Here is a 24,454-nt window from a genome sequence, read left to right as displayed (position 1 = left end):
AGTTCGCAAGACTTTATTAAAGAATCTCGCAAAGGCGCAGAGACGCAAAGTTTAATTTTAAGATTTTGCTGGACTGGATATAATAAGAGAAGGGCTTTAGCCAAACAGTTACTTGTTTAGCTAAAGCCCTTCTCTCTATAAATCTTATTTCACCGGCTAAAGCTGGAGGCAATAAAAAACTTTGCGTCTCTGCGCCTTTGCGAGATTCTTTTAAAAAGCTTAAAAAAACCTTTGCGCTCTTTGCGTAAATTCCTTGCTCACTTTGCCGTTAAAAATCCTTATAAACTAAAACTGATTCTTCCAAAATAATAAGCCCCAGTAGTTCCCATTTGAACCGGTGCATATTTAAATACTCCGTAGTAACTGTTTTCATAGATTTGTTTGTCCGGGAAAATATCGAACAAGTTGTTAGCTCCAACAGCAATCTGAACTTTTGGCGTTATTTTATAAGCCGCAGTTAAATCAGTAACCACTTTTCCATTATGTTTCTGGATGCCTCCAAAAGGGAAACCATCACGAATAACTTGTCCGAAATAAGTATTTCTTAATAAGAAATTCCATTTGTCTAAACTATAATTTACAGCAAAAGTACCTTTGTGTTTTGGAGTATTGGTTTCGATCAGACTTCTTTCCTGCGGACCGTAATACACATCTTCCTGACCAACAAATATTGACGGAATATTATTTAATTGATCATCAACCTTATTGTCGTTGTAATTATATAATAGTGAAAGATTCAATTTTCCTTTTCCAAGATTTAAATCATAATCAATAACTACATCAAGTCCGTTTGTAGTTGTATTGATAGCGTTTGTAAAGAAACGACCCGTTTGCGCTCCGTATTGAGCAAACAAATCACGAAGTTCAGGAACAGGATCTCCAAAAGCATCATTTCCTAAATTTCCGGTTAGGATAATTCTGTTATCAATTCTTATATGATAGTAATCTGCTGTGATATGCAATTGCTTGGTTGGAGAAAAAACAACTCCAAAACTATAATTTCTTGAAGTTTCCTCTTTCAATTTCGGAATTCCAAGCTGTTTTGCCACATCGCTGTCATTTCTAAAAATACCCGAATTCAGGATCTGCCCGTCAACAACATCCGTTGCGATATTATTGAAATACTGCTGATGAAGTGAAGGTGCTCTAAAGCCAGAACTAATGGCACCGCGAACAGAAAGATTATCCAAAATTTTATATCTCAAAGAAAGCTTTCCGTTTATAGTATTTCCAAAATCTGTATAATCTTCATAACGACCTGCAATTCCAACTAAAAACTTATCAGTAATATCAGCTTCAACATCAGCATAAACACCAACGCTGTTTCGGTCTTCATTAACCTGATTCAAAGGAGAAAATCCTGGGAAAGACTGTGCTCCGCCATCAACATACGAAGCTTCTTCGCCAGGAACAATTTTATATTTCTCAAAACGATATTCAGCACCAAAAGCCACATTCAAACCGTTGAAAGTATCTTTATATAATCTTGAAATATCGGCATTTACAGTATTTTGAAGAAAAGAATGATTTCCGGCCTTAAAATCTGTAGGGCTTGCATCTCCCAATGAAAAGTTGTTTGTGTTTGATACTTCATAAACAAATTTATTCTCACCAATTGTGTTACTCAAATCCAGTTTCCATTCACCAAATTTAAACTTAAATCCAAAAGAAGAAGAAAGATCCGTAACAACCGAGTTTAATTCAGGCTGAAATCCGAAAGGGAAAATTGAAGCTACAACACTTTCGGTTTCGCTTGGTAAACGTCTAAATCCGTAACCTGTTCCTTTTCTGTGGCTGACACCACCTGATGCATAAAATTCGATTTGATCGTTTAACGGAATCGAAGCATTAAAGAAACCCTGAATATTCTGGATTTTAGCATCACCAATCTGGAAATTAAAATCATCACGTTTCAAACCATTTTGTGCTAAAAGATTATCATCAATTTGTCGGGACTGTACCGGATCATCAGCAAAATCATACGCAAAGAAATTACCTTGAGCCGATTGATCAAAAATGATAAGATTATGATTTTGAGAACGATTTGTTTTCTGACGGTCATTAAATTCAGCAGAAAGATTTAGGAAACCGCCTTTATTGCCAATTTTTGTCCCGTAGTTTAAATTTATATTTGTTGTTTGTCCATCATCTCTCGACGTAGAGCCATAAGTTGCATTCGCTTCTAAACCTGCATTGTCTTTTAAAACCAAGTTAATTACACCCGCAATAGCATCAGAACCGTATTGAGCCGCAGCGCCATCACGCAAAACTTCAATTCGTTTAATTGCCGATGCCGGAATTGCACTTAGATCTGTACCAACAGAACCATTTCCAACCGTATTCTGATAATTTACCAATGAAGTGGTATGTCTCCTTTTTCCATTAACCAAAACCAAAACCTGATCCGGACCTAAACCTCTCAAAGAAGCCGGGTCAATATGTTCCGTTCCGTCAGCCGAAGATTGTCGGTTTGAATTGAAAGACGGAATTAAATAAGTCAAAATATCGTTTGTAGTAGTCTGCGGTGTTGTATTTCTAATTTTGGCTAAATTCACAACATCGACAGGAACAGCGGTTTCCAATTTGCTTTTCTTTGGATTTCTGCTTCCCACAACTACAATTTCATCTAAACTATTGTTTTCTAAAGCCAACTGTATTTCCACAAAATGATCTTTTGCCACAACTTCTTTCTTTTCATAACCAAATAAAGTAACAATCAAAGTTGGAGAACTTACCGAAGACGAAATTTTGAATTTTCCCAAGGCATCAGTTGTAGTATTGGCTTGAGAGCCTTTTACAAGAATTGCGGCAAATTCTAAAGGAATACCGTTTTCAGTTGTAACTGTTCCGGTGATTTCGTGATTTTGGGCAAAAAACAAAGTGCTCCATAGAGTGAGAACAAGTGTTATAATACGTTTTAGTTGTTTTCTCATAATAAAATGGTTTTGTAATAAAAGGAATGCAATTCTAAATTACCTACTATTTATATAGGATAATGAATAAAATGCAAATGTAATTGTAAAAAACTAAAATCGATTTATATAATCTTGTTTTTTATAAGTTAAGCCTGTCTATTTTTGATTTTAATGAAATATCTTTGCATAAATTTAAAAATAGAAAAAATGAAATTAAGAGTATTGCTTTTTTTGCTGGCCGCAACATTTAATGGCTTTTCGCAAAATAATGTATTGGTTTTTCAATCAGATTTTGGTTTGAAAGATGGAGCAGTTTCTGCTATGAAAGGGGTTGCAATGGGAGTTTCTACCGACTTGAAAATATATGACTTAACACACGAAATCCCGGCTTTTAATATTTGGGAAGCAGCATATCGTTTATCACAAACTGCTCAATATTATCCTGCAGGAACTGTTTTTGTTTCTGTATGCGATCCGGGAGTTGGTACGGCACGACATTCTGTAGTTTTATTGACAAAATCAGGTCATTATTTCGTAACACCGGATAACGGAACTTTAACTTTAATTGCAGAACAACTAGGGATCCAGGAAATACGTGAAATTGATGAGGTTAAAAATCGTCGTCAAAATTCAAATGAATCGTATACTTTTCACGGACGTGATGTGTATGCTTTTACAGGAGCGCGTTTAGCTTCTAAAACTATTACTTTTGAAGAAGTTGGTCCAAAATTACCAGGCGAAGTGGTGAAAATAGAATATCAAAAACCAGTTTTTGAAAACGGAGTTATCAAAGGAGGAATTCCAATTCTAGATATTCAATACGGAAATGTTTGGACAAATATTGACAAAAAGACGTTTGCTAATTTAGGTTTGAAAGCTGGAGACTTTGTTAAAATTCAGATTTTCAACGGAAGCAAAAAAATATATGAAGGGAAACTAAAACTGGTAAATACCTTTGGAGAAGTTTCTGTTGGAACAGATGTTGTGTATTTCAACAGTCTATTGAACTTTTCTTTGGCAGTAAATCAAGGCAGTTTTTCAGCCAAACATAAAGTTTACAGCGGTTCAGATTGGAGTATTCTGTTAAGTAAATAGTTCTGGAATACATTATTAAATTAAAAAAAGCAGCCTGTATTGAACATGCCCTAAAAAGTTAGACACTATTTGGGGCATTTTTTTTATGGAAAGAAAAGTAAAGTATGACTATGCATTTAAGTTAGAATGTGTAGAATTGGTTTTAAAGAAGCACTATCCAAGCTGAATATGTTTCAAAATTGAAGCAGACTTCAAGATGAATATCTTAAGTAGGTAAGCTTTTATAAGACGTATGGCGAAATTGGTTTATTGCTACGAATAAATCAAACCTATTCAACCGAATTTAAGCTGAAAAGGAAACTGCTTAGATAATGCAATTATTGAAAACTTTTTTAGAATCCTAAAATCTGAAATGTTTTATATCCAAAAATTCAAATCAATAGAATAATTCAAAAAAAGAAATTAATAAGTATTTAATATATTACAATAACGAAAGAATTAAATTTAAACAAAATGAGCCCGATAAAATACCGAGCTCATTATTATCAATTTTAATTATAAATTCGTCCAAACTTTTGGATGCAGTCTATTTAAACTAGCTTTTTTAATTACTGTTTTGGATAAAAATCATCCCAAGTAATTTCTTTTTTTCTATAAATTTTGTCCTTTGGGGTTAAAAGTTGTTTTTTCCAATGGTTGTTTTCAAAATAAATTTTTGTTGAATCAGAATAACTTGCAATTCCAATATTGCTGTCATCATCATTTTTAGGCATAAAAGAGATGTTTCTGAAATAAAACGATTGTGTGACTTTTTTAGGATTAACATTTAGAAATTCAGTCCAATTACCCCAGCCTGCATCATTAGATGATTCCCATTCATGTATTAGTTGAATCTCTTTTTTATTTAAAAAATATAAATATTGTTTTTGAAGAAATCCAGAAGCTTGAAAACCAAAATCGAGTTGAATAAATGGGGATACGGATGAATCATCGTCTGGTGAAAAACCATAATTTGCAATCCACTCCGAATCTTTTACGTAATCATTAATTGTGAAACTTTCAGAGGTAATTTTTTCCTTGTTTACATAAAAATCAAGATTGTATTGAACAGTTTCAGTACTGTCTTTGTTTACGGTATTCTTTAAAAGCGAAGCAACAATGTAATTGCTCTTAACATCGTTGCCAGAAATACCAATTGTATCTATTTTTAAAGCTTTTTCAGAAGATGAAACAACTTCTTTTTTAATGTCATTTTTTAATTTTTGATCTGGTTTATTTTTGCAGCTTATAACAATTAAAGAAAACAGAAGAATACATACTTTTTTCATTATTAGAATTTTCTTACAAATTTAATTTATTTATAGAATGTATTTGAGAAAATTATAAATATTTTTTATTGAATGCTTTTAATCTGAGATTATTAAAGAGTATCCCAATTTGCCTTTTTTATAATATGCTTTTTCATCAGGCCTTGTTAATAATTTAAGGTCATATAATTCGATCTTATTTTTTTGAAATAGAATTCCTAAGTTCACATCAGATCCGTTTACTGTAGTAAATCTTATAGCAGTCATGTCTTGAATATTTGCCCCATCTCCGTTTATGGTAATGTAATAGGTTTTAAAATTTGCAAGACCTTGTACCTTTCCGTCTTCAGTAAAAACAATTTCATTTTTTGAAGATTTAGATAAATATTTCTTATTTGAGAGTACTTTGTTTATTAAAATATGAAGTACTGCTAAATTTGCCTCTTTTGCTTTTTTTATTAAAGCACTGTCTGCCTTTACAAATTCTTGATCTCGATATCGTTCGTCAAGTGGAAACATTATTAAATTGCCATTTTTAATACGGGCTTTTTGTGTATCATTCTTAGATAAATAATTAACTAATGTATCGTTTATGATTGCGGCGGGATATTTATTTAGTTCTAAGTCATCATTAATAAAAGTGACACTATCCTTTAAGTTTGAAGGAATAATAATTTCTGTATCGCCATTATTGATAGTTTTGATTTTATTCTCAAAGATGATATCATCAACAAAGTCTTTTGCAATCCAGTGGCCTGTAAAGTTGTTTGGTAGGGATGGTTTTATTTCTTTTTTTGAATTTTTGCAGGATATAATTGTAATACTTAATGAAGCAGCCGAAATAATGGAAAAAAAAGTTTGAATAAGTTTCATTATATTTATTGTAAATAATATATTACAAATATATGTATTTAATGTTTGTGAACTTTCTTTTAAACAAAAATACCATTTGAAATTTCAAATGGTATTTTGTTTATTTAAATCATATTTTCTCTACAAATTGAAAGAAGCTCCTAAACTAAAAGTAACCTGATTGTTTAAGTGATCAAATACGTCTTTCTCACTGCTGTATTTAGCAATTGGAAAACCAATCTCTGTGAAAACACCAAATCCGTCAGTAAAGAAATAACGACCTCCAACATGTCCGCCAAAGTTGCGTAAACCTAAACTTAAACCTGGATAAACGTCTAATTGTTTTACTCCAATAACACTGCTTAAATTAGCATTAATTCTTGCTTTTGCATCAAAACGATCTTGAAATTCTGGTTTGTAATCGCTGTAATATGTTGAACCGTGATAGAATCCATTAAAATTATCTACACCAAGTAAATAACTGGCAACAAAACCAAAAGAGAAATTTTCTCCTAAACCAAAATCTATAGATCCCTGAATTCCTGAACCGCCATCTTGAAGATTAGCACCTACATTCACTCTTGTATCGCCTTTGCCGGTAAAAGCTTCCTGCGCCTGAATAAACCCAAATGATACTAAAAACAAAAATGTGATAATTTTTTTCATAACTTAAATATTAATTATTTTGCAGTGCAAATTTAGTTTTTTACAGATTAATTCCTACCTTTTTCGTTAGAATACAATTCATTTAACGGTTCGCTTTGCCAGAATTCCTTGGTATTCACGTTCATAATCGTCAGCGGACCTTTAAAAGCGGCGCCTGTATCGACATTCCAAACGCAGGCTTTGTTTACCGGAACCGTTTGTCCAATTCTTGTAACCGGAGTATGTCCAATGTAGATCTCTTTATAAACCGTAAAACGTTTTGGATAATATAAATCGTCAGGTTTTAAATTTGGGTCTAAAGCTAAAGCCGATTCCCAAAGTGTTCTGTCCCAGTAAAATAATTTCGGAAAATATTCCCAAACCACACCATTTAAATTGGTAAATCCAGCGTGAACAAAAAGTCGGTTTTCATCATCCAGATAATAATCTTTCAATGATTCAAAAAAAGCGATATGCTCTTTTTTTCTTTCAGGAGATATTTTAGAATATCCTTCAACAGTAGCTTTTCCGCCATGTTTGTACCACATTTCTTCATCAAACTCCTCATGTCTGTTTTCCAGCCAGTCCAATGCCAGCTGATCATGATTTCCTCTAATGCAAATGCAGTTTTGTTTGGTTTTAAGGTCGATTAAAAAATCAATAACATCTGCCGACTGGCTCCAGCCGTCAACATAATCGCCTAAAAATATAAGAGTATCTTGTGTAGTAACCTGGGCTCTATTCAACACTTGCTCAAGTGCGCGTAATCCTCCGTGTATGTCGCCTATAACAAATGTTCGCATTTTTAAATATTTCGGGTAGTAACTACAAAAATAATTAAAATGATTTGTTTGGAATCATTTAGTTGTTAATCTTTAAAAATTGATACTATTTATAACTATTGACAATGCTTTTTTTATTGCTTTACTATTTAAATTTGCAAAGTGTCAGATGTTCCAACATATCGAAAAATAATCCATATTGATATGGATGCTTTTTATGCTTCGGTAGAGCAGATGGATAATCCTGCTTTGCGCGGAAAACCCGTTGCCGTTGGCGGATCCGAAAATAGAGGAGTAGTTTCGGCGGCAAGTTATGAAGCTAGAAAATTTGGTGTCAGAAGTGCGATAAGCGGGGTTTTGGCGAAAAAATACTGTCCGGAAATTATTTTCGTTAGACCGAGATTTGATCGGTATAAAGAGATTTCTTCTAAAATTCATAAAATCTTTCATGAATATACAGATTTGGTTGAACCGCTTTCGCTCGACGAAGCTTACCTGGATGTAACCCAAAATAAAAAAGGAAATCCAAGTGCCAGTTTATTGGCACAGGAAATCAGAGCCCGAATTTTAAATGAAGTAGGATTAACGGCTTCTGCGGGAATATCAATCAATAAATTTGTAGCTAAAATTGCGAGCGATATTAACAAACCAAACGGACAAAAAACGGTAAATCCAGATGAAATTATACCTTTTCTGGAAGATTTGCCTATCCGTAAGTTTTATGGCGTTGGGAAAGTTACGACTGAAAAAATGTACCAACTCGGAATTTTCACAGGCTTAGATCTAAAAAGTAAATCGCTGGAATTTCTGGAAAAACACTTCGGAAAGTCAGGGGCTTTTTATTACAGTGTGGTTCGGGGAGTTCATAACAGCGAAGTAAAAGCACATCGAATTACGAAATCAGTTGCTGCAGAACATACTTTTGATGTAAATCTTTCTTCGGAGATTTTCATGCTGGAACAATTGGAAAGAATTGCAGTTTCACTAGAAAAACGAGTAAAAAGACATAATATATCGGGTAAAACGGTTACGCTTAAAATCAAATACAGCGATTTTACACAACAAACAAGAAGTAAAACCATGCCTTATTTTATTTCAGATAAAAGTCTGATTATGGAAATTGTTGAGGAATTATTGTATCAGGAAAAGATGAAAGATTCAGTTCGATTACTCGGGATCTCGCTTAGCAATTTAAATACCGAAGAAAAAAAAGCCGTTGTTGTACAATTAAAATTTAGCTTTTAATTAGCAGAAATGAATCTAAATAAGGTTTTAAGTCAATAATTCATAATATAAGTGCTACCTTTGAGGGAAAAGTATTTCTAAAATTCATTTAAAATGAAAAAGAATAGCTCTGATGAAATAGTAAACCGCACTCTGGTTCCAATTTTGGCCTTAGATCTTCATTATGAGTATTTAAATGAATTGAAGGCTGTTTTTGCCGATTTGAAAAAGGTCAATAAAATTGCTGCTCAGTATACCTGGAACGAAAAAGATCTCAAAATTGAGGAAAGAATCAAAGAAGAAGTCGTCCTTATCACCGATTTAGATTTGAAAATCGTTTTTGCCTCAAACAGAATTAAAAGGATGACAGGCTATCAGGAAGAAGAAGTTTTAGGCAAAACACCTAAAATATTTCAGGGTCCGGAAACTTCTAAATCTGTTTTAAAAGAAATAAAAGAAGCCATAAAACTGAAAGTCCCGTTTAAAAAAACAATCCAAAACTATAAAAAAGACGGCAGAACCTACAAATGCAGCGTCGACGCATCACCCATTTATAATTTAAAAGGCAAGATTTCACATTTTATAGCTTTTGAAAAAGAAGAAAAAAGCGCTTAGGAGTTTAACCGCAAAGTACGCAGTTTTTTAATCTCGCAAAGTCCTGAAGCCATAAAGAAAATGATTTATAAGAATAAAAAACCGCCCAAACAGGCGGTTTTGTTTTTAAAACTTAGAACCTTAGATTCTCAGTATCTTAGCATCTAAAAAAATTATAAATTTTCAAAGAAATCATTTCCTTTGTCATCCGTGATAATAAAAGCAGGGAAATCTTTAACAGTGATTTTACGAACTGCTTCCATTCCTAACTCTTCAAAATCAACCACTTCTACTTTTAGAATATTGTCCTGTGCCAAAATAGCGGCTGGACCTCCAATAGAACCTAAATAGAATCCGCCGTATTTGCTGCAGGCATCTGTAACTTGTTTAGTACGATTTCCTTTAGCCAGCATAACCATGCTTCCGCCATGTTTTTGGAATTCATCAACATAAACATCCATACGTCCGGCAGTTGTAGGTCCAAAACTTCCTGAAGCCATTCCTTCCGGAGTTTTTGCCGGGCCTGCATAGTAAACCGGGTGGTTTTTAAAATATTCCGGCATTGGTTTTCCGGCATCTAATAATTCTTTAATTTTTGCGTGAGCAATATCCCTCGCTACAATTACAGTTCCGTTTAGTTTTAAACGTGTTTTGATAGGATATTGAGATAATTTAGCCAAAATAGCTGCCATTGGCTGATCTAAGTCAATTTCAACCGGAGCTTCTAAATGTGGCGCCGTTTCCGGTAAAAATTGTTTTGGATTTACTTCTAACTGTTCAACGAAGATTCCGTCTTTAGTAATTTTCCCCTTAATGTTTCTGTCAGCAGAACAAGAAACTCCTAATCCAACCGGACAAGAAGCAGCGTGACGAGGCAAACGAATTACACGAACATCATGCGTGAAATATTTTCCTCCAAATTGAGCTCCAATTTCACTTTCCTGACAGATTTTCTGAACACGTGCTTCCCATTCTAAATCACGAAACGCCTGACCCGCCATATTTCCAGAAGTTGGCAAGTGATCATAATATCCGGCAGATGCTTTTTTAACAGCACTTAGGTTCGCTTCCGCAGAAGTTCCTCCAATTACTAAAGCCAAGTGATATGGCGGACAAGCCGAAGTTCCTAAATCTTTGATTTTTGCTCTAACAAAAGCATCCATGGATTTATCGTTTAATAGCGATTTGGTCTGTTGGTACAAGTATGTTTTATTTGCAGATCCACCGCCTTTAGCCATGAAAAGAAAATCATAAGAAGTTCCTTTTTTAGCATAAATATCAATTTGTGCCGGAAGATTTGAACCTGAGTTTTTCTCTTCAAACATTGAAATTGGAACGATTTGAGAATAACGTAAATTACGTTTTTGGTATGTATTGAAAATACCACGGCTTAACCATTCTGCATCATCAACACCTGTAAAGATGCTTTCGCCTTTTTTTGCCATTACAATTGCCGTTCCGGTATCCTGACAGCTTGGTAATTGACCTTCGGCAGCAACCGAAGCATTTTGAAGTAAATTATAAGCTACAAAACGATCATTGTCTGTTGCTTCAGGATCGTCAAGAATATTTCTTAGTTTTTGTAAATGTGTCGTTCTAAGCATGAACGAAACATCGGTTAAAGCTTCTTCAGCTAATAATTCTAAACCTTTTGGATCAACGGTTAAAACTTCACGCTCTCCAAACTGTTCTACTTTTACAAAATCAGAGGTGATTTTGCGGTACTGCGTATCATCCTTTAAAATAGGATAAGGATCTTGGTATATAAAATCAATCATTTCTTTGTTTTTTTACAAAGTTAAAAATTATTTACCTAAGAAAGAATTTGAATAAGGGGCGTGTATTTATATTTTAAACTCAAGGTAAACTGGACTCAAGTCCTTCTCTACAATATCATTTCGAGCCGTTGGCTCTTTTTTTAGTTCCACAGGAACTATTCTATAACATTAAGAATGATGATAATTCTACATAAAGTTCCGAAGGAACGATTCATATTGTAGAGCTGGACTTCAGTCCAGTTTAAATAGATACGACGTGGTTTAGAATTATATTAAATTTTCAAAAAGACATCGTTCATCAAATTTAGCATCATGTTTATTTAAAAAAGAAGAATATTCATCTTTGAAAGTTTGTTTTTTATGATGCTCTTCTTGATTTTCGATATATTTATAGACAGTATCAATGTGAGATTTGCTATAGGAAAAGACGCCGTAACCTTCCTGCCATTCAAATTTGCATTTTGTCAATTGATGAGCATTGATGTATTTTGATGATTTTCCCTTTACAACTTTCATCAGATCAGAAACAGAAACAGTGGGTTTAAGTGCTAAAAGACAGTGAACATGATCTTCGGTTCCATTTACTTTTATAGTTTTGCAGCCTGTTTCGTTTATTAGATTTCCTATTATACTTACTATTTTAGACTTGCAATCATTTGTAATTAGTGCTTCTCTATATTTAACTGCAAAAACGGCTTGGATATAAACTTGGTGAAAGGTGTTTGATATTTTATATTATTAACGATTAAAATTCGCTATAAAAATATAAATTTTCTTACAGAAAAAACATCCTCTTTAAACTGGACTGAAGTCCAGCTCTACAATATGAATTGTTCCTTCGGAACTTTATTTATGTTTTATATTAGAGCAGGACTTGAGTCCTGCTTATGGATAAAAAACTAATAAAATCTATTCCTGTTTGTGAAACTCATTAAAACTCATTTTCTTTTCGAAATAAGGCGTTTCTTTTGCAGAAAGCAGTTTCTTTTTCCATTTGTCTCCTTTTAGTGAAAATGAAATAGAATCAGAGTAAGTTACAATGCCAGAGTCTTCAGAATCATCATCTGAAGGCTCAAACGCAACAGTTTTGCAATAAAAGTTTTTAGGATCTTTTCCCGTTTCATCGCTTGCAAATTCAGTCCAGCTTCCCCAGCCGCTGTCAGACATTGAATACCATTGGTGAACAAGCTGAAGATCGTTGTTTTTTAAGTAATAGAGATAGTTATCATGAGTATATCCGCATGCCGGATATCCTGAAGTGATTTTTATAAATAAAGAATTTTTATCTGATGAATCTGTCAAACCGAATGATCCGTACCATTCAGCACCTTTTTCATATTGTTTGATTTCTACTTTTGAAGAAGCCACTTTGGTTTTAGTCTGATAAAAGTCAAGTCTGAATTTAGAGGTTACAATACTGTCTTTATCTACTTCTTTCTCCATTAAGTTGACTAAAATATGGTTGACATTAGAACTTTTATCTTCAGAAAGAAGGATGGTATCAGTATGGAGCGGCTTTTTTTCGACTTCTTTTGCACCAGTTTCAGCAACTTCCGGAATCTCAGTAGGATTGAAATTTGCTGTTTGCGTTTTTTTCTGTTCTTTTTGGCAGGCAGCCAAAGTCATTATAATGAAAAGATATTTTAACTTCATGTTTTAAATTGTTGACAATTTGAACGAATTATATTTTTGATTTTTTAAATGAATAAAGAAAAAAGAAAACGAATGCCACGATTACAAATCCAATAATTTCATTGTCTTCTTTTGCAGCTTCAGTCATTGGCTTTTTCCTCATAGTATACCCATTTATGACTATTTCAAATAAAAAGGCCCATTAACTTTGATATTCCCCGCATAGTTTAAAAAAACCAAGTCGCCACAAAAATAGCGGTAATAACGCAAATAAGATCTACCAAAAGCATAGTGCCTAAAGCATAACGGGTATTTTTGATATTAACTGAGCCAAAATAAACCGCAATTACATAAAACGTACTTTCGGCACTGCACTGGAAAATACTACTTAATCTTGCCGTTAAAGAATCGGCTCCAAAAGTATTCATTGAATCAATAAGGAAGCCGCGTGAACCGGCAGAACTAAAAGGACGAAGCATTGCAACCGGTAAAGCGTTGGTGATTTCTTTGCTCACGCCCATATTTGAGAAAACAAATGCAATTGCATCGCTGATAATTTCGAATAAACCACTATTTCTAAATAAAGAAATAGCAACCAGCATTCCCAGTACATAAGGGAAAATAGTAACTCCGGTTTTCACTCCATTATTTGCGCCAACAACAAAAGTGTCAAAAACAGTTGTATTGGCTTCGCTGAATTTCTTTTCATTTTTAAAAGAGAAAATTAAGGTAAAAGCAATAATAGCAATTAAGATTAATCCTGAAAGGTTAGAGGTGAAGTAATTCTTGCCAATTAAATCCAATTGGTTTACATACATCAGCAAGCCGACAATAGCAGCAATTAATCCCATTAGAACAATTAAAAGCGAAGCACTTTTAAAATTAATTTTCTGTTTGATTCCCACAATCAAGAAAGCGGCAATTGTTCCGATAAAAGAAGTAATAATACAAGGCAGCATCACATCGGCCGGATTACTTGCATTGGCTGCCGCGCGATATCCAATAATTGAAGTAGCAATTAAGGTTAAACCCGATGCGTGCAGGCACATAAACATAATCTGGGCATCACTGGCTTTGTCTTTATCGGGATTTATTTCCTGTAAACTTTCCATAGCTTTAAGTCCAAATGGTGTTGCCGCCGAATCTAATCCCAAGAAATTGGCAGCAAAGTTTAAAGTCATGTATGAAATTGACGGGTGATTTTTGGGTATACTTGGAAAAACCTTTACAAATACCGGACTCAATAGTTTCGCCAGGTTTCCAGACGCACCAGAAACAATTAAAAGTTCCATTAATCCGCAGAAGAAAGCCAGATATGCAATAAGAGGCAGAATTAAATCAACCAAAGTGCTTTTACATGTTGGCAGTAAACCATCAGATTTTTGAAGTCCGCTGTAAATTTTTACCGTTTTGTTTTTAAAAACGTAAGTCGTGTCGGCATTCAGCGTATCACGATTGATTATCATGGTTTGATCCGGCGCTCTTTTAATACTGTCTTTAATGAAAACAGGAAGCTGTTCAATATATTTTTCAGATACCAAAATTGGATCGTCTTTTTTTCCATTTAAAATAGAATCAATAGTATAAGTATTGGCTGTAAATAAGCTCACAACAATAAAAACAATCGAAGAAATAAAAATGACTAACCAGAATCTGCTCAATACCATAATGCTATTTTTTTGTAAATGTAATTATTTAGACATAAAATGCATAAGATTTATTTTGAGAGAAGGTAATTTGATGATTACAGGCTTTATAAATCTACACAGTTATATGTCGCTCCTATGAAGGCTTTTGATGTAACTAGCTTAGTTTGTATATTTATAGCATTACAAACAGCAATAAGTTCATACAGGAGAAACATGTTGATTCTGTTATTTTTTTAATAGATATTATTCGATAATAACTTTCGTTCCTAAATATTTTTCAAAAGACTTAATTCCTTCAAACAAAATTTCTTTTTTTGAGATTTCAGTTTCATTAAAAAACTCAGTTTCAATTTTGGCGTGATCTTTTTTAATCGTTCGTTTCCATATTCCAATAACTTTTCCGTTTTCGAGAATAATCGGTTTAAAAATACCATTATTGGTAAAAACCTTAGTTTGATGATCAGTTAAAAAAGAAGCTTCCCGCGTTTTATAAGAAATCAAAATTTCATCAAAAGCAGGAAGAAAATGTACGCTTTCGCAGAAAGAATTTTTGTTAGTTGTTTGATTTATAAAATAATAGGTTTGATTTTTGATGTCAACTGAGTTCATTTGCAACTCAATTGCATTAATGGTTTTTTTGCAGATAGTTGGTGGAAAACCAGACCACCAAGAAAAATCGAGTAAAGTTGCAGGACCGTGACTTTCAAAATAGCGTTTGGCTAATTTTGCTAAACTTTCTTCTTTTGTAAAGTTCGTTTTTGGCTTTTTGACACGTTCTTCAAGTAAGGCATAAGTGATTTGTTTGCCTTTCATTTTTCCGTTGCAAACCAAACCTTCCAATTCTGCATGCATCATAATGGCTGCACTAAGAAAATCTTCTTTTGAAGTTCTTTTGATGCTAAGTTCCTGCATGATTTCATCTCGAGTTAAATGATTGTTTCCAGATAATAGCTTTTCAATCGAATTAACGGTTTGGTCTAATTTTTTAATATCAAACCCATATTTTTTAACAGCAGAAATAGTCATTTTTTGTACTTGGGGTCCAGAAAGATCCAGCATCCAGTAAATATCATCAGCTGAAACAAAATGCCAGGTTGGTCTTAAAATATGTGTTCGAATAATTTGCGCCGAGTTTATTGCTTCCTCAATTTCATTTTCAGATGCATCACATCGGGAACCAATTGCCCATTTTGCCATGGCATAATCCTGAGCCTGCATAGCACCCAAATGACCTACGATTTCCTGCGGAGAACATTTCTCTGTTTTATAAAGTTTCTGTGAAACAAGCCGATGATGTGAAATTTCCTCGTGTGTCATTTTATAAACCATTTAAAAACTGTAAGTTATATCAGTTTACTTCAATATAAACTTTGTGCCTCTGAGCCTTTGCAACTTGTACCTCAAAAAAACTATACATGAATAATCTCCTCATCAATCAGCAGATCTTCACGGCGTAATCGAAGGAAAATCTGTGCTACGGCAATCGTGTCTTTTTCGCAATAGGTTATGATTCGGTCAATATCTTTTTCGACATAATAAACTTGTGCAACCTGACTGCCGTCGATATCGCCTTTTGGCGATGGAACTCCAAGAATCTTGGTTAATAGTTTTAAAGAGGTGAAATGCTTGTAATCGCCAAACTTCCATAATTCTAAAGTATCCAAATGTGCAATTTCCCAAGGTTTTTTGCCAAATAAATTCAGTTTATCCGGAATGGCAATTTGGTTAATGATCATTCGGCGAGCCAAAAACGGAATATCAAACTCTTTCGCATTATGCCCGCATAAAAGATGTTGCGGCTGATTAAAATGATTATTCAACAGATTATTAAAGTCTTTCAGGATTTTTTTTTCTTCTCCAAAAAAAGAAGTTACCCTAAAATTTCGAACATCACCTTTAATTGTAAAATACCCAACCGAAACACAAATAATCTTTCCAAACTCTGCCCATATTCCGGCTCGATCGTAGAATTCTTCGGGAGTAAAATCATCTTTTCGCTGATATTGTGTTTTTAAATCCCAAAGCGACTGCATTTCTGCGTCAAGTAAATTAAAGTTTTCTTCTTCGGGAACAGTTTCTATATCAAGAAATAGAATATTGTTTAGGTTTATTTTTTCAATCATATTTTTTGTGGTGGGTTTTTGCCACGGATTTCACAAATTTTCACTATTTTTTTATACGATATAAATGTACATAAATTTGATTTTTTATGCACTATTGATTGTAAAATGAATGAATTTTCTTAGGTAAGAATAAAATCGCTGCAATTAAAAATCAAAGAAAAATTAGTGAAATCCGTGGCAAAAACTAAAACAAACTTTGTTGTTTTGTTGGGCTTTCGTGTTCAAGAAGCCATTTTTTTCGGGATAATCCTCCGGCATAACCTGTTAAGGAACCATTTGTGCCAATAACTCTGTGACATGGAACAACAATCCAGAGCGGATTTTTACCATTTGCCGAAGCTACCGCACGAATTGCTTTGACATCGCCCAGCTTTTTGGTTTGATCCATATAACTGACGGTTTTTCCGTAGGGAATTTCCAGTAATGATTTCCACACTTTCTGCTGAAATTCGGTTCCTTGCGGATTTAACTTTAAATCGAAATCGGTTCTTTTGCCTTCAAAGTATTCCTGTAATTGAGAAACGGCTTTCTTTAAAACTTTGGGTATTGTTGTCGAAACTTCATTTGTACCAACATCAGAAACAGAAATTACTGCAATTCCATCCTGATCTCCAATTATTTTGGTGATTCCTAAAGGGGAATTGATATATACTGTTTCCATAATTTTTTTTACTGTAAAGTTCGTAAGGTTTAATAATTCTCCAGCTTAAATTGATAGTTTAAAATGTTTTCTATTTTTTCGCTTGAAATAGTCTTTTTGATATTCGATTTTTCAGAACTGAATTTTGGTAAAATTAAGTTTTGTTCTTTTGCTTTTTGTGTGTAATATTCTTCTCTCGTTGGATGAAAAGGAGCTGCAGCATTAAAAACTTCATTCCATTTTCCCTGATTTATGATTTCTTCGATAACTCTGATACAGTCATTTTGATGGATTAGATTTACCGGCGCATCTGGATTTTCGAGATTTTCCTTTCCTGCTAAAAACTTAACGGGATGACGATCTTCACCAATTAATCCGCCAAAGCGAAGAATGGTGGTTTCGTAGTTTTGATTTTTTTGAAGAAGTCTTTCAGTTAACAGCAATTGTCTGCCGCTTTCTGTTTCCGGGTTTGGTGTTGTTTCTTCGGTAATAAAATCATTATCATCTCCATAAACTGAAGTTGAACTTACATAAAGTACTTTCTTAATGCTTGATTTTTCTAAAAAAGGAATTAAATTTTCGATTTTTCGAACGAATGTCATCTCGAGTGAAGTTGAAGCACTTTGATTACCGCGTAATTTCGGCGGAATATCAATAATCAGGATTTCGCTTTCGGCTAAAAAAGAAGTAAAACTTTCAGAAATATGATCACTTTCAACTGTAACCCAAAACGGATTTATTCCAGCATTTTCTAAAACCGAAAGTTTATTCTCAGAAGTTGTAGATCCGTTTACCGAATGTCCATTTTCGATTAGCTTTTTGGCCAAAGGCAAACCCAGCCAGCCACAGCCTAATATGCTTATTTGTTTCATTTGTTTTGAGGTTGAAAGGAGCAAAGATACAAAGGTTCAAAGTTTTTTGTTTCATGCAGTCCCGATGCTGTTGGGAGCAGATTTTACAAATCTAGTGTAAATCGGACTTTGTCTTTTCCTTTTGCACCAATTCTATTATAAAACTTAATCGCTCTTTCGTTAAACTGAGGCGTTTGCCATTGTATGTTGACGCAGTTATTTTGGATTCCGATTTCTTTTAGTTTTTCAATTAAAACTTCACCAATTCCGTAACTGCGCGCTTCTTCTTCCAGAAACAGGCAATCCATATAGAGAAAAGTGGCGGCGTCCCAGGTTGAAAAATCGAATGTATAGGAAACATATCCTACAATAGTATCTTTTGCTGCGACAACCAAACAATGCAGTTTTGGATCTTGGCTAAATAAAGCTTTTTTCAAACCTTCTTCTTTTCCTTCCGGAGAAAAAGCAGCTTTTTCGAAGTCGGCGTGTTTTTGGCATAAAATGACCAGCTTGGGTAAGTCGGTGATTTTGCAGTTTCTTATTGAATATTCCATTGCAGGTTGATTTCGTTTTGTAGAAAATTAATAAAATGTTGAAAATAATCCGGATATGTTTCGTTTGCTCTTGTTGCAATAAAATGCTTTCGCTTTAGACCATTTTTGCCCACTTTTACGGCTTTAATCGGGTTGTTTTTTAAATGTGGCTGCAAAGCCCATTTTGCCATTGACATAATGCCCATATCGGCTTTTACCATTTCAAGAGAAGCTTCTGTCAGCGGAAGCGGAGTTATTTTTCTGGGCGTTACTTTGGCTGGAGCCAAAAAAAATTGATGAATGGTGACCGTTTCCATCGGAAGCGAGTGAATAATGAGATGTTCATTTACAAAATCTTCTGCCACAACATATTTTTTATCTGCCCACGGATGGTTTTCTGAAACCACCATGACCACTTCATCTTGAAATAATTCCGTGTATTTTATATGATTGTCTCTGATTGTGTCGCTTACAATGGCAATGTCGATCGTGTTTTCTAAAAGTTTCTGCAGCGGAATATGTGTGGCTTCGGTTATAATTTTAAGTTCAACATTAGGATATAAAAGATGAAACTGTTTTAAAACGGATGGAAGCCAGTGATAACTTGAGAAACATTCAGTACTGATTCTAATTTCACCAGATTCCCCAAAAACCATTTGTTTGATCTGATTTTGGGTTTCGGTGAGTTTGCTTAGGATTTCATTTGCCAGTTCGTAGATTTTTTCTCCGGCTTTGGTGAGAACCAGTTTTTTATTGGTTCTTAAAAAAATAGGCGTACCCAATTGATATTCTGCTTCTTTGAGCTGATGACTCAAAGCTGATTGTGTCAAATGAAGTTTATCAATAGCTTTTGTTATGCTTCCTTCTTCGACAATTGCTTTTATCAATTTTAAATGACGTATTTCCATTTTTAGGGATTTGTACAACAAAGTAACAAAATTTTAAATTGTCATTTGTATGAAAAAATCTAATGCGGTTCATGAATTCTTTTCGTTTTTATGACATGATATGAACTGCTACTTTTGAAAAAACAAAATCATTAAAAATATAGAAAATGGAAGAGCAAATTAAATTTTATGAGCATAAACTAGCTTTCGAAATGGATCCGTCTGATTTATTTGATGCCTTAAATAATGGCGAAAAAGTAATTGCACTGGATGCCAGAAAAGCTTTTGGATTTGAAGCAGAACATATTCCGAATGCGATTAATATTCCGCATCGCGAAATGTCGGCAGAAACAACAAAACATTTAAACAAGGATATCTTATATGTTACGTATTGCGATGGAATAGGGTGCAATGCTTCGACAAAAGGCGCTTTGAATATGACCAAATTAGGATTTAAAGTAAAAGAGCTAATGGGGGGAATTGAGTGGTGGAAGTTTGACGGATATGCAACAGAAGGTTCTAAAGGAATTAAAACAGGTTTAAAAATTGAATGTGCCTGTTAAAATAAAAGCAGACTTTGGATTCAAAGTCTGCTTTTTATTATTTTGAAATTAATTGATTAAGGTTGAGTAACAGGTTTAATTAAACTGTCTTTTGCAATTACAGTACTGTCCTTAACAGGTGCGGGCTGTAACGGCAGATTTACCGGAGCCGTATATCTTTTTATTTTCTGCTGAATTAGTACGGCATCATTCAATACAAATGGAGTCGGCATCATCCAGTCGCTTCTTGGATTCACTTTTAGCAGTGGATTTGTCATTAAATCAAAAGAACTTTCAATTAAGTCCATATCAAAAATAGACGATTTGTTGATGTAGAAATCCATAACAAGCGGTTCGTTGCCTACAACATAGTAACATAGTAAGCGCATTCCTTCTCTTTCTAAACGGTTTCCTTTTTCTCCAGAAGAAGAAACGCCATTTGCTTTGAAGTTGTAGAACGTCATTTTTGGATTAGCGTAAATATCGTAGCGATTCACTTTTCTATTAGGCGTAATCTTGATTTTTAAATATCTGTTATTGCCTGCAACGCTGTCTTTTAGGAAAGCAATTGTTGGTTTCGGAACATCTACAACTGGCGCTGTAGAACTGTATGTAAAACCAGAATTATATTTACTTGCGATTGGCAGGCTGTTTAAACCCACTACTTTTTGATTTTTTTGTCCTAAATACGTTTTCGTCCAGTCGTCCAGGTTTACATCATAAGTTGCCCAAACTGCTGAATTGCTGTTTGCATTATAGATATATAACAAACTGTTAGATTTTGCTTTTCCTTGTTCATAACCAGAATGATATCCTGCGTAAATAAAAAAACCGATTGAAACGGCAAAGAAAACCATAATCCAAGCACCTTTTTTAGCGAAAGTATTAAATATTGGCAGTAATAATCCGAAGAGGAGAACAGTTAAAATTGCACTTCCAAAAAGTATTTTTAAACCCAAACCAATTGGGAACATTACAATAAAAGGAGCAACAATAGCCAAAGCCGGAATGCTGAAAAGCAAATTCATGCCTAAACTGTAATGCTGCGTAAAAACGAAGATTCCGAATAAAAGAATTCCGAAATATACCGGAATAATCAAAAATCCCGCTCCGGTTAAACTGTTTGCTAAAAAAGCATTAATGATGATCCAAAGAAGCAAAGGCGCCGCAAAATGGTTCATTGTTATTTTGGCATCAGAAAAATGGTGGTAAAAAGCAAAACAAATTGCAATGCTTAAAGTTACAAATGCGCCAATGTAAGCGTGTCCGTTATAGGTAAAACCGTTTAAGAGATCAGAATACTGCGGATAAATTTCTAAAATGATTTTCCATCCTAAAAAAGTTACTAAACCAGCAGTAATTATAGATCCTAAAAGCGGTATAAAACCTTTGAATATTTCTCTTAAAGAAATCATTCTTTTGGCTTTACCAATAAACATAAAAAGTATTAAAAGTCCAAAAGCAATAAGTGTCATTGGCATTACCCATGAAAAAGGATAACTTATAAAAGAAAACGGAGCGCTGAAATAAACGTAATCTTCTGTAGATGGAGAAGTAACTTGGTTTAAGTCGGTATTTGCGAAGTATTTTAATAAAGGCATCAAATAAGAACCCTGATGCGCTAATGTCATTTTGTTTAAATGCTGTACGTCGTCTTGCTGTGTATGATAATTGTAATGTCCGTCGATAAAAGCGAAATTAAACCCCTGAATGTTGCCTTGTTCCCTAAAAACAGTCAAATCAGTATCATTTGGAAGCATTTTGTAGATGCTGTACATCAATGAATTTGAAACCGGATAAGAAGGTTTTGCTTTGGTAAATTCTTTTACAAGTGCCTGATTTCCCTGATTGGTTTCCATCAGCATATAACTTGGTCCTGAAGTTCCCCTTGCTTCAAAGTTTAAAACCAAACCAACATCTTTTGCCCACGGATGTTTATTTACAAAAAGTGCCGCGCCGTTTAAACCCAATTCTTCAGCATCTGAAAAAAGAATGATGATATCGTTTTTCTGAGGTTCTTTGGCATATAAAAAAGCCCTTATTCCTTCTAGTATTGTGGCAACTCCAGAGGCATCATCACTTGCGCCTTTTGAAAAAGAATGCGGTGCACTGTCGTAATGAGAAAGCAATAAAAGTGCTTTTGTATTGTTGGTTCCTTTAATTCGGGCAAGGATATTTTTAGATTTTACCAAAAGGCCTTTATCATTAAGAGTAAAACCTTCCTGAACACTCGTCTCTAATCCAATCCTGTTAAGCTCAAGTTTAAGATAATTTGCAACCAATTCATGATTGGTAGAACCTACATAATGAGGTTTTTGAGCTATAATTTCAACCTGATTTAAAGCTCTTTCGGTAGAAAAATCAGCGAGAGCTTCATCATTTTTTGAAATGTATTGAGGCATCATTGTGGCATATATAGCAGCTAACAATGCCAGAATGCAGATTATTGCGAGAATCGAGGCGGGGTTTTTTCTCATGGTAAATACATCTAAATTTCTTTTTTAACAAGCATATAATAATCATTGTCCAAAGACCTGTATCCTTGGTCGTACAGGAAATAGTAGGTATTGCCTGTTTTGGTCTGCAAGATATTAGTAAAGAAATCAAAATCAAAGCCTTTGTTAATCATTTTGTCCCTCGTTGCTTTTGATTTTCCATCAACATTCAGCTCCGATAAAATGCGATAATTTTTTCGTAGCTTATTATTTACATTCCGCATATAATTGTTGCTGTCTTTGTTTATTTTGTTATTGTAGGCATTGCGGCAACTATCCGAACAAAACTTTTTATCTTCTCTGCCTACAAGTTTTTCAGCGCATTCAAGACACGTTCTCATTATTTTGTCTTTTTGATTTCATACAAATCTGTCCTTCTGTCTTTTAGAATTCGAACACTTCCATGTTCATGAAGGTTTTTCAATAAATTTAAATCAACATCCACAATCAATGTCATTTCTGTATTTGGAGTAGCTTCCGCTTTAATTCCATTACTTGGAAAAGCAAAATCAGAAGGCGTAAAAACTGAAGCCTGAGCATATTGAATATCCATATTGTTAACTTTTGGGAGATTTCCAACGCAGCCGGCAATGGCAACATAACACTCGTTTTCGATCGCGCGCGCCTGAGAACAGTGTTTTACACGAGTGTAGGCATTTTGAGTATCAGTCAGGAACGGAACAAATAAGATATTCATTCCTTCATCGGCCAATAATCTTGAGAGCTCAGGGAATTCGACATCATAACAAATTAAAATTCCAATTTTACCACAGTCCGTATCATAAGTTTTAAATTCAGATCCGCCTTTCATTCCCCAATGATGCACTTCATTTGGTGTGATATGAATTTTATAATACATTTCAGAAGTTCCGTCTCTTTTGCATAAAAAACCAACATTATACAAAATACCGTTTTCGAGATGCGGCATACTTCCGGTTATAATATTGATGTTGTATGAAATAGCAAATTCCTGAAAACGTTTTCTGATGGGTTCTGAATGTCGAGCCAGTTCCCGAATCGCTTCGGCTTCGGATAAATGATTAAAATCGGCCATTAAAGGTGCAGTGAAAAGTTCCGGGAAAAGTGCAAAATCACATCCGTATCCGGAAACGACATCAATAAAAAATTCGGCCTGTTCAAACAAGGCTTCAACATTATTAAGCTGACGCATCTGCCATTGAATTAATCCTAAGCGAATGATACTTTTTTCAGAATTAATCAACTTCGGGCTTTCATCATAATAGACATTGTTCCATTCTAAAAGAACCGCAAATTCTTTTGATTCTTCGTCGCCTTCCAAATAATTTTTGATGATGCGCAATACGTGAAAATCATTGCTCAATTGAAAAGAAAGAACCGGATCATGAAGTTCCTTGTCTTTTACTTTTTCAATATAATTTCTTGGCGAAAGTTTTTTTGAATATTGATTGTAATTGGGAATTCTTCCTGCAAAAACAATCGCTTTTAAGTTCAGTTGTTCACAAAGTTCTTTTCTGGCATCATAAAGACGTCGGCCTAAACGAAGTCCGCGGTAATTGGGATGAATGAAAACATCAATTCCATATAAAATTTCACCATCTGGATTATGAGTGGAAAAAGAATAATCACCAATAATCTGACGATAATTGTGTCTTTTATCAACCAGTTTTTCATCAACAATTAGTGATAATGCCGATCCCACAACTACGTCGTCGACTAATATTACCAATTGTCCTTCGGGAAATATTGAAAGTAATTTTTTTATATCATTAGATCTCCAGTAAGAGTTTGCCATTTCTGGATACGATTCAACCATTGAATTTTTCAATTGTTTGTAATCTTCAAACGCAAGGTTTCGTAACTCAACTTTTTTAATTTCTGTCTGCATATATTGTACGATTTATCTCAAATATAGCAAAAATAAATTCCATTTACAAACGCTTACAAATAATTACAACCGAAAGTAAATAGTTTGCAGCCGAATATTTTAC

Annotated in this window: 22 protein-coding genes and 1 pseudogene; 5 read left to right on the top strand and 18 right to left on the bottom strand. The window is 34.1% G+C overall.

Annotated elements, in window-relative coordinates; genetic code table 11:
• Positions 1-278: 278 nt before the first annotated feature.
• On the bottom strand, positions 279-2,933 hold the full coding sequence (locus L1276_RS06995; protein WP_253786383.1) for a TonB-dependent receptor: 2,655 nt from the start codon (positions 2,931-2,933) through the stop codon (positions 279-281).
• A 189-nt stretch (positions 2,934-3,122) separates the two neighbouring features.
• Between L1276_RS06995 and L1276_RS06990 the strand changes: the two genes are divergently transcribed.
• Both L1276_RS06990 and L1276_RS06985 read left to right on the top strand, forming a co-directional pair.
• Complete coding sequence (locus tag L1276_RS06990) at positions 3,123-4,010, top strand: S-adenosyl-l-methionine hydroxide adenosyltransferase family protein (RefSeq protein ID WP_253786382.1); 888 nt, start codon at positions 3,123-3,125, stop codon at positions 4,008-4,010.
• A 292-nt stretch (positions 4,011-4,302) separates the two neighbouring features.
• Positions 4,303-4,505: pseudogene (locus L1276_RS06985) on the top strand (IS3 family transposase); the annotation flags it as partial.
• A gap of 53 nt (positions 4,506-4,558) precedes the next feature.
• Here L1276_RS06985 and L1276_RS06980 read toward each other — a convergent pair.
• From L1276_RS06980 to L1276_RS06965, 4 genes are all read right to left on the bottom strand, one after another.
• Positions 4,559-5,278 (bottom strand): hypothetical protein, encoded by a 720-nt coding sequence (locus L1276_RS06980; RefSeq protein ID WP_253786381.1) that lies wholly within the window; start codon positions 5,276-5,278, stop codon positions 4,559-4,561.
• 78 nt (positions 5,279-5,356) lie between these two features.
• On the bottom strand, positions 5,357-6,130 hold the full coding sequence (locus L1276_RS06975) for a hypothetical protein (protein ID WP_253786380.1): 774 nt from the start codon (positions 6,128-6,130) through the stop codon (positions 5,357-5,359).
• A gap of 120 nt (positions 6,131-6,250) precedes the next feature.
• Positions 6,251-6,775 carry a DUF6646 family protein gene (locus L1276_RS06970; RefSeq protein ID WP_253786379.1) on the bottom strand — a complete coding sequence of 175 codons (525 nt, stop codon included), beginning with the start codon at positions 6,773-6,775 and terminating at the stop codon, positions 6,251-6,253.
• Between the two features lie 47 nt (positions 6,776-6,822).
• Positions 6,823-7,557: a metallophosphoesterase family protein gene (locus tag L1276_RS06965; RefSeq protein WP_253786378.1), complete on the bottom strand. Its 735-nt coding sequence runs from the start codon at positions 7,555-7,557 to the stop codon at positions 6,823-6,825.
• Positions 7,558-7,698: 141 nt separating this feature from the next.
• Between L1276_RS06965 and dinB the strand changes: the two genes are divergently transcribed.
• Positions 7,699-8,781, top strand: coding sequence for a DNA polymerase IV (dinB, locus tag L1276_RS06960; RefSeq protein ID WP_253786377.1), 1,083 nt, complete (start codon positions 7,699-7,701; stop codon positions 8,779-8,781).
• Positions 8,782-8,874: 93 nt separating this feature from the next.
• Positions 8,875-9,375, top strand: a complete 501-nt coding sequence (locus L1276_RS06955) for a PAS domain-containing protein (protein WP_253786376.1) — start codon at positions 8,875-8,877, stop codon at positions 9,373-9,375.
• 152 nt (positions 9,376-9,527) lie between these two features.
• Here the strand turns inward: L1276_RS06955 and L1276_RS06950 are convergent, their stop codons facing one another.
• From L1276_RS06950 to L1276_RS06905, 10 genes are all read right to left on the bottom strand, one after another.
• Positions 9,528-11,132, bottom strand: coding sequence for a fumarate hydratase (locus tag L1276_RS06950; protein ID WP_253786375.1), 1,605 nt, complete (start codon positions 11,130-11,132; stop codon positions 9,528-9,530).
• Positions 11,133-11,399: 267 nt separating this feature from the next.
• Positions 11,400-11,861: an IS200/IS605 family transposase gene (gene tnpA, locus L1276_RS06945; RefSeq protein WP_371924164.1), complete on the bottom strand. Its 462-nt coding sequence runs from the start codon at positions 11,859-11,861 to the stop codon at positions 11,400-11,402.
• Between the two features lie 180 nt (positions 11,862-12,041).
• Complete coding sequence (locus L1276_RS06940) at positions 12,042-12,785, bottom strand: hypothetical protein (RefSeq protein WP_253786374.1); 744 nt, start codon at positions 12,783-12,785, stop codon at positions 12,042-12,044.
• A 206-nt stretch (positions 12,786-12,991) separates the two neighbouring features.
• Entirely contained in the window at positions 12,992-14,431 is a 1,440-nt protein-coding gene (locus L1276_RS06935; protein ID WP_253786373.1) for a nucleoside recognition domain-containing protein, read from the bottom strand.
• A 225-nt stretch (positions 14,432-14,656) separates the two neighbouring features.
• Complete coding sequence (locus L1276_RS06930; RefSeq protein WP_253786372.1) at positions 14,657-15,730, bottom strand: winged helix DNA-binding domain-containing protein; 1,074 nt, start codon at positions 15,728-15,730, stop codon at positions 14,657-14,659.
• Between the two features lie 92 nt (positions 15,731-15,822).
• On the bottom strand, positions 15,823-16,536 hold the full coding sequence (locus L1276_RS06925) for a 3'-5' exonuclease (RefSeq protein WP_253786371.1): 714 nt from the start codon (positions 16,534-16,536) through the stop codon (positions 15,823-15,825).
• Positions 16,537-16,720: 184 nt separating this feature from the next.
• Positions 16,721-17,197, bottom strand: coding sequence for a methylated-DNA--[protein]-cysteine S-methyltransferase (locus L1276_RS06920; protein ID WP_253786370.1), 477 nt, complete (start codon positions 17,195-17,197; stop codon positions 16,721-16,723).
• Between the two features lie 29 nt (positions 17,198-17,226).
• Positions 17,227-18,048, bottom strand: a complete 822-nt coding sequence (locus L1276_RS06915) for an SDR family oxidoreductase (RefSeq protein WP_253786369.1) — start codon at positions 18,046-18,048, stop codon at positions 17,227-17,229.
• A gap of 83 nt (positions 18,049-18,131) precedes the next feature.
• Entirely contained in the window at positions 18,132-18,581 is a 450-nt protein-coding gene (locus L1276_RS06910) for a GNAT family N-acetyltransferase (protein WP_253786368.1), read from the bottom strand.
• Positions 18,566-19,468: a LysR family transcriptional regulator gene (locus L1276_RS06905; RefSeq protein WP_253786367.1), complete on the bottom strand. Its 903-nt coding sequence runs from the start codon at positions 19,466-19,468 to the stop codon at positions 18,566-18,568. The genes L1276_RS06910 and L1276_RS06905 overlap by 16 nt, the downstream gene beginning before the upstream one ends.
• A gap of 146 nt (positions 19,469-19,614) precedes the next feature.
• Here L1276_RS06905 and L1276_RS06900 point away from each other — a divergent pair, with 146 nt between their 5' ends.
• Entirely contained in the window at positions 19,615-20,010 is a 396-nt protein-coding gene (locus L1276_RS06900) for a rhodanese-like domain-containing protein (protein ID WP_253786366.1), read from the top strand.
• A gap of 56 nt (positions 20,011-20,066) precedes the next feature.
• Here L1276_RS06900 and L1276_RS06895 read toward each other — a convergent pair whose 3' ends face one another.
• From L1276_RS06895 to L1276_RS06885, 3 genes are read right to left on the bottom strand one after another with little or no spacing between them, the layout of a single operon-like run.
• On the bottom strand, positions 20,067-22,466 hold the full coding sequence (locus L1276_RS06895) for a M28 family peptidase (RefSeq protein ID WP_253786365.1): 2,400 nt from the start codon (positions 22,464-22,466) through the stop codon (positions 20,067-20,069).
• 11 nt (positions 22,467-22,477) lie between these two features.
• Entirely contained in the window at positions 22,478-22,825 is a 348-nt protein-coding gene (locus tag L1276_RS06890; protein WP_253786364.1) for a hypothetical protein, read from the bottom strand.
• Positions 22,825-24,351, bottom strand: a complete 1,527-nt coding sequence (locus tag L1276_RS06885; protein ID WP_253786363.1) for a bifunctional GNAT family N-acetyltransferase/carbon-nitrogen hydrolase family protein — start codon at positions 24,349-24,351, stop codon at positions 22,825-22,827. Before L1276_RS06885 ends, L1276_RS06890 begins: the two co-directional genes overlap by 1 nt.
• Positions 24,352-24,454 lie beyond the last annotated feature (103 nt).

The organism is Flavobacterium sp. HSC-32F16 (assembly GCF_024171645.1).
In the GTDB taxonomy this organism is placed as follows: domain Bacteria; phylum Bacteroidota; class Bacteroidia; order Flavobacteriales; family Flavobacteriaceae; genus Flavobacterium.
The sequence above is the reverse complement of the archived record's forward strand: the minus strand, read 5'-3'. Positions and strand labels throughout refer to the sequence as shown.